The 5,740-nt window shown below is 74.8% G+C and carries 6 protein-coding genes; 3 read left to right on the top strand and 3 right to left on the bottom strand.

Annotated elements, in window-relative coordinates; all coding sequences use genetic code 11:
- Positions 1–246 precede the first annotated feature (246 nt).
- Both ACRYR7_RS23815 and ACRYR7_RS23810 read left to right on the top strand, forming a co-directional pair.
- Positions 247–387 carry a hypothetical protein gene (locus ACRYR7_RS23815; protein WP_432574740.1) on the top strand — a complete coding sequence of 47 codons (141 nt, stop codon included), beginning with the start codon at positions 247–249 and terminating at the stop codon, positions 385–387.
- Between the two features lie 69 nt (positions 388–456).
- Entirely contained in the window at positions 457–750 is a 294-nt protein-coding gene (locus tag ACRYR7_RS23810; RefSeq protein WP_432574739.1) for a hypothetical protein, read from the top strand.
- A 107-nt stretch (positions 751–857) separates the two neighbouring features.
- Here ACRYR7_RS23810 and ACRYR7_RS23805 read toward each other — a convergent pair whose 3' ends face one another.
- The 3 genes from ACRYR7_RS23805 to ACRYR7_RS23795 form a co-directional block, all read right to left on the bottom strand.
- A complete protein-coding gene (locus ACRYR7_RS23805; protein WP_432574737.1) occupies positions 858–1,436 on the bottom strand; it encodes an AAA family ATPase in 579 nt (192 codons plus the stop codon).
- A 322-nt stretch (positions 1,437–1,758) separates the two neighbouring features.
- Positions 1,759–2,232 (bottom strand): hypothetical protein, encoded by a 474-nt coding sequence (locus tag ACRYR7_RS23800; protein WP_432574736.1) that lies wholly within the window; start codon positions 2,230–2,232, stop codon positions 1,759–1,761.
- Positions 2,229–3,329, bottom strand: coding sequence for a PDDEXK nuclease domain-containing protein (locus ACRYR7_RS23795; RefSeq protein WP_432574742.1), 1,101 nt, complete (start codon positions 3,327–3,329; stop codon positions 2,229–2,231). The genes ACRYR7_RS23800 and ACRYR7_RS23795 overlap by 4 nt, the downstream gene beginning before the upstream one ends.
- Positions 3,330–3,792: 463 nt before the next feature.
- On the opposite strand from ACRYR7_RS23795, the gene ACRYR7_RS23790 reads away from it, so the two are divergent.
- Positions 3,793–5,740, top strand: a 1,948-nt coding sequence (locus ACRYR7_RS23790; protein ID WP_432574734.1) for a TerD family protein, incomplete at its 3' end; no start/stop codon positions are given.

Below are 5,740 nucleotides of genomic sequence, written 5' to 3'. Positions count from 1 at the left end.
CTGCTGGTGGTCGGTGCGCTGCGCCAGCGCGCGGTGCCCGCGCGCAGCCGGGTGGGTTTCGCGCACTGCTTCACCCCCGGCTTCGCGCACGACCACGTGGTGGTGGAGTTCTGGTCGCGCGGGCGCTAGCGGCGCGTGGACCCAGAGCTGGACCCGGTCCGTGGCGCTGTCGAGGTGCCCGGTGCTCCGGGGGTGCCCGGCACTCCGGGGGTATCGGGCGATGTCGAGGGGCGTGCAGCCGCTGCGGTGGCTGCTTTCGACCCGCACGACATCCTGGCCGGTGCCTCGACCAGCGCCGTGACCGGTGCCTCGACCAGCGCCGCGACCAGTGGCGTGATCGGTGCTCCGGCGCCATTCGAGACGGCCGCTCAGGCGTGGCTGGGCTGACGCGGCGGTGAGCGCGATGCCTCCGGGTACGGGGTGGTGCCCGGCTCGCCGTGGTGCGGGGCGGGTTTCGTGCGCGATGAGGTGCTGTACGAGGTGGCGCACCGCTTCGGTGATGAGCTGCTGCTGTGGGACGGCTGGGGGGCGCTGGAGGAGCCGGGGGTGCTGGGCGACGGTGAGGTGGATCAGCTGGCGCGATTGCTGGTGCTGGCCGATGGCGGGGACGTGGCGGCGGAGGTGGACCTGGTGGGGTGGTACCGCGGGGATGCGCGGCTGCACCCGGGGGAGCGGGTGCTCACGCGCTCCCCGTTCGGGGGTCCTGCGCGGGTGGTGGACCTGACCCGCGGGTTGCTGCCACCGTCGTGAGGAGGTGGAGGCGCCAGCCTTGGCCGGGGTGCCGGGGTGCCGGGGTGCCGGGGTGCCGGGGTGCCGGGGTGAGCGCCTGACCCTGCAGCCGTGAACGCGGGTCTTCGTCAGCCGATCGAGTCGCCGTGGGTGTCGCACAGGGAGGGCCAGCGGGCCGCGGCCCACGCCGCCCACGACCGGTGCGGCGGTGGGGGCGCGGGCGGCAGCGCGCCGGCCAGCTCGTCCTCGTCGGGTTCCTCGAAGTCCTGCCGCCAGCGCGCCAGGTCCTGGGCGCTGAGGGCGAAGGCCTGCCCAGGGGTGCGCGCGGCGCGCGCTCGCACGCGCGCCAGCTGGGTGTGCGGGTCCACGGCCAGGTACTCGGTGCGGCACCGGGCCCCGGCGGCGGTGAAGAGCTGGTGCAGGGCGTGGCGCTCCTCGCGCGCCCACAACCCGAAGTCGACGATCACGTTCAGGCCCTGCTCGGCGGCGCGCAGCGCGGTCCACAGCAGCCGGCCTTCGAGCACGTCGCGCTTGCCGGCGGCCTGGGGGTCGCCGACGAGGTCGCTGAACAGGTCGCCGTAGAGGGGGGTCATCCACTCGTCCGGGCTCAGGCGCAGGGCGGGCAGGTGCTGCTCGAGGTGGCGGGCGCGGGTGGTCTTGCCGGCGCCGGGCAGGCCGACCATGAGGACCGCCGTGGCGGGGTGCACAGCTGCCCTCCTCTCGTCGTCGCCTCGGTGGCGGACCGCCTATCAGTGGGGCGCCACCTCTCGATGGCGCACCGCCTGCCGTTGACCCCGGCGCCCCGCGAGGCCGCGGTCGGGCACGCGGTCATGCCCTTCGTTGTACCGACCGCGCGCTTGGGGGGCCAGCAGCTTTCCCGGTCGCCCCCTGTTGTCCGCTGTTGCCCGCTGCCCGGCGACACCGTGACGTCGCGCGGAGTGGGGAGCAGGGTTCGGGGGTCAGGGGTGAACGTGTGGTTGGCACCGCGTGCGGCCGCAGCCTCAGGGGCGACAGGGGGCGCCGGCAGGTTCACGCGCTGCCGCCCGTGCCGCCGGTGCTGCGGGTGCTGCCGGCGCCGTGGGTGCTGCGGGTGCTGTGGGGTGTGACGACGACCTGGTGCTCGTCCTCGTAGACCACCCGGCCGGGCTCGGCGGTGCGCAGGCGTTGCCAGGGCAGGCCGTGGGCGTCGAGCACGTGCAGGTAGCCGGCGATGCCGGTGAGCAGGTGGGTGGCGCTGTCCTTGAACCAGGCCGCGGCCAGCGGGTGGCGGTCACGGTCGTAGACGGTGGGGTCCACGCTGGTGGGGTCGGGGTAGGCGGCGTCGTAGGCGGCGTTGGCGCGCTCCACGAAGGCCTCCTGCTCGGGGGTGAGGCGTCCGTGCTTGCGCAGGGCGTTGACGGCGGCGAAGACGCCGAGGTGGCGCCCGCGGGGGTCGGGTGCGCTGAGCTGGTAGCGCACGTAGGTGGCCGCACCCGTCGTCGGAGGCGTCATCGGAGCCGTCACGGCTGCACCCCCTCGGGTGCCTGCGTGGCCTGCTCGGGGCTGCTGGGGGTGGGTGTGCCGCTGGTGGCCGAGGTTGTGGCCGGGGTGATGGCGGCGGCCAGGGTGGCCGCATCGGGCAGTCCGGCGCGTTCTTCGGGGGGCAGGGTGTCGTAGGTGTAGCTGGCCACGGCCACGGGGGCGGCGGTGCCGGCCAGGGCGTAGCGCACCGCCTGCTCGCGCGGGGCGCCGGTGCACAGCAGGATGCCGACGGTGGGGGCGTGCTTGCCGGGGCGGCGCAGGCGCTCGTCGACGAGGGCGACGTAGGCGCCCAGCTGGCCGGTGTAGGCGGGGGAGAAGTCCCCGACCTTCAGCTCGATGACGACGTAGCGGACCTGCTCCAGGGAGAAGAGGAGCAGGTCGATGATCATCTCGGTGTCGTCGACGGGGAAGTGCACCTGGCGCCCGACGAAGGACATGCCGTGCCCGAACGCGGTCAGCGTCTCTTGGAGGCGGTCCATCAGGGACTGCTCCAGCTGCCGCTCGGCCACCGGCTCGCTCAGGCCCAGGTGGTCGAAGACGTAGGGGTCTCGGGTCAGGGCCTGGGCGAGGTCGGAGTCGGCCGGGGGCAGGTGAGCGGCGAAGTTGGAGGGGGCCGCGCCGATGCGGGTGTGCAGGCGGGTGGCGATCTGGTGCTCCAGCACGGCGCGGGACCAGCCCTGCTGCGCGGCGCCGGCGGCGTACCACTGGCGCAGCTCGTGCTGGTCGAGGCGGTCCAGCAGCACTCGCACGTGGCCCCAGGGCAGTTGTGCCACAGGCTGTGGCACGAAGTCGTCCTCGGTGGGCCAGGCGGCGGCCAGGGCGCGCATGTAGTGCAGGTTGCGCCGGGAGAAGCCGCGCTGGTCGGGGAAGGCCTTCCGCAGGTCGCCGGCGAGGCGCTCGATGACCTTGGCGCCCCAGCCGTGCCGGTGCTGGCGCTCGAGGATGTCGCGGCCGATGGAGTGGTACAGGCGCAGCAGCTCGGTGTTGGCCGCGCGGGCGGCGCGCACCTGGCTGGTGCGCACGCGCTCGGTGAGCTGCTGGAGTAGCTCGGCGTAGCCGGCGGGCACGTCGGCGGGCAGCTCACCGGGCTGACCGGTGGCCAGCTCACCACCGGTGCTGTCGTCACCAGTGCTGTGGTCGCCGGGGGTGGCGGGCTGCAGGTCGCGTGCGGGCACGGGCGGCATCCTGCCGCCCGCCACCGACGGTCCCGCCATCGACGCCCCCGCCACCGACGGTCCCGCTACCGATGCCCCGAGCGCCGGACGTCCCCGCTACCGACGCCCCGAGCGCTGGACGGTCCCGCCACCGCCGGCCCGGGCGCCGGACGTGCCCGCCGCCTGGGGCGTGACCCGCACCCGGGCGCTGGCCGGACCGGCGCCCACGGGCCCGGCGCTTAGGGGCCGGGTGCCCAAGGCGTGCCGGTGGGCGGACCGCTCATGGGCCCGGGCACCCGCCCGGCGCTCGCGGGCCCGGGTGAGGGACCGCCGCGGCCTCTTGCGCTGGTTCGCTGCACAAACGGTCACGGTGGGTGAGACTGCAACGGTGGGGGAGACGACGTTGCCTCGGGGCGCGAACCTGGCGCTGCCGTCCTCGGCTGGTCGGGTGCGCGTGGTGCTCAGCTGGGACGAGGACCGGCACGATGCGCAGGCCGGGCAGGGCCACGACGGCGTGGCCGGTGGCGCGGGCCTGGCGGACGGCACGGGCCTGGCGGCAGGTGCCGCGGGTGTGGCGGGTCTGGCGGATGTCGATGCGTGCGCGCTGGTGCTGGATGAACACCGGCGGGTGCTCAGCGATGAGCACTTCGTCTTCTACAACCAGAGGACTTCCCCCGAGGGGGCGGTGCGCCACCTGGGGCGCACCGGCACCGCCACCGGTGCTGAGGAGCGCCTGGCGGTGGACCTGGAGGAGCTGGGCGAGCGGGCGTGCTTCGTGGTGCTGGCCGCCAGCGTGGGCCGCGGCGGCATCGGGCAGGTGCCGGGGCTGTGCCTGGTGCTCAGCGCCGGTGGTGAGGTGCTGGCGCGCTTGGAGGCGGGTGAGGCCGGGGCGGAGACGGTGTTCGTGCTGGCCGAGTTGTACCGGCGCGCAGGTCAGTGGAAGGTGCGCTGCGTCGGGCAGGGCTGGGAGGACGGCCTGGCCGGGCTGGCGCGCGACTTCGGCGTCGACGTCGCTGACGACCGTGCCAACGACGGCGCTGATGGTGACGTCCTTGAGGGGGACGGTCCCCGTGGCGGCCTCGACGGTGAGGCGGCGGGTGCCGAGGTCACCTCCAGCGTCGGCGCCGATGTCGATGCCGATGTCAGTTCCGCGGCCGCTGCCCTGTCCGTGGAGGACACCGGCCAGGCGCTGCTCGGGCAGGCCGGCGCCCCAGCAGCGGCAGCGGCTGTGACGCAGGCTGCGACGGAGGGTGTGGACGTCGTCGACGGCACAGGTGACGACCTCGTCGAGGTCGTCGACGTGGAGGAGGCTGACGCGCCGGCGAGCGAGCCGGTGGAGAGCGAGTCGGTGGAGGGCGGGTCGGTGGAGGGCGGGTCGGTGGAGGGCGGGTCGGTGGAGGCAGGGTCCACCGCCGCACAGGTCGCCTCGCCCGGCACAGCTTCCAGCGCTCCTTCCGGTGCGCCGGCGATCGCACCCAGTGCGATCCCCGCTGCGACTCCTGCTGCGTCTGGGACGGCGGCTGTCACCACGGGTGCTGCTGCTGCTCCCAGGGGGGTGCGCACCCGCAAGGCCGGGGCGACCCGAGCGCCGGCGCGCGCGGTGGTGCCGGCAGCTCCGGAGCTGCGCCTGCGGCTGGAGGAGTCCTGGCAGCCCGCCCGGGTGTTCTCCATCTCCGGGGTGGGCAGCGGGGAGGAGCAGGAGAAGCGCGCCACCTCTGCGCTGCTGGCCACGGTCATGGGGGTGCGGGCCTTCGCCAGGTCCTTGACCGCGCACTTCGACGCTCCCGCCGGGGTGGTGGAGACCTACCTGGAGACCCCCTTCAAGCTCGCCGAGGCCACCGTGGTCCCCGACGGGGTGATCCGCATCGCCCGCGCCGGAAGGGTCTGGACCGCTCTGGTGGAGGTCAAGACCGGCGATGCGGTGTTGCGCCGGGCGCAGGTGGAGAACTACCTCGATGTCGCGCGCGAGCAGGGCTTCGAGGCGGTGGTGACCATCTCCAACGAGATCTCCCCCGGCGCCGGGGAGCACCCCGTGGAGGTGGACCGGCGCAAGCTGCGCGGCAAGGTGGCCCTGCACCACTTGTCCTGGGCCGAGGTGGTGCACGAGGCGCAGATGACGCTGAGCCACCGCGGGGTGGGCGACGCTTTGCAGGCGTGGCTGCTGGGCGAGCTGATCCGCTACCTGCAGCACCCGCGCTCAGGGGCGGCCGGGTTCGAGGACATGGGCCCGGCGTGGGTGGGGGTGCGCGAGGCGGTGGCGGCGGGCACCCTGCGCGCGGGGGATCGCAAGGCGCCGGCGGTGGCCGAGGCGTGGATCCGCCTGGTGCGCCAGCTGC

This window comes from Kineococcus gurbantunggutensis (assembly GCF_050871925.1).
Taxonomy (GTDB): Bacteria; Actinomycetota; Actinomycetes; order Actinomycetales; family Kineococcaceae; genus Kineococcus.
This window is presented reverse-complemented; position numbering and strand designations above follow the sequence as displayed.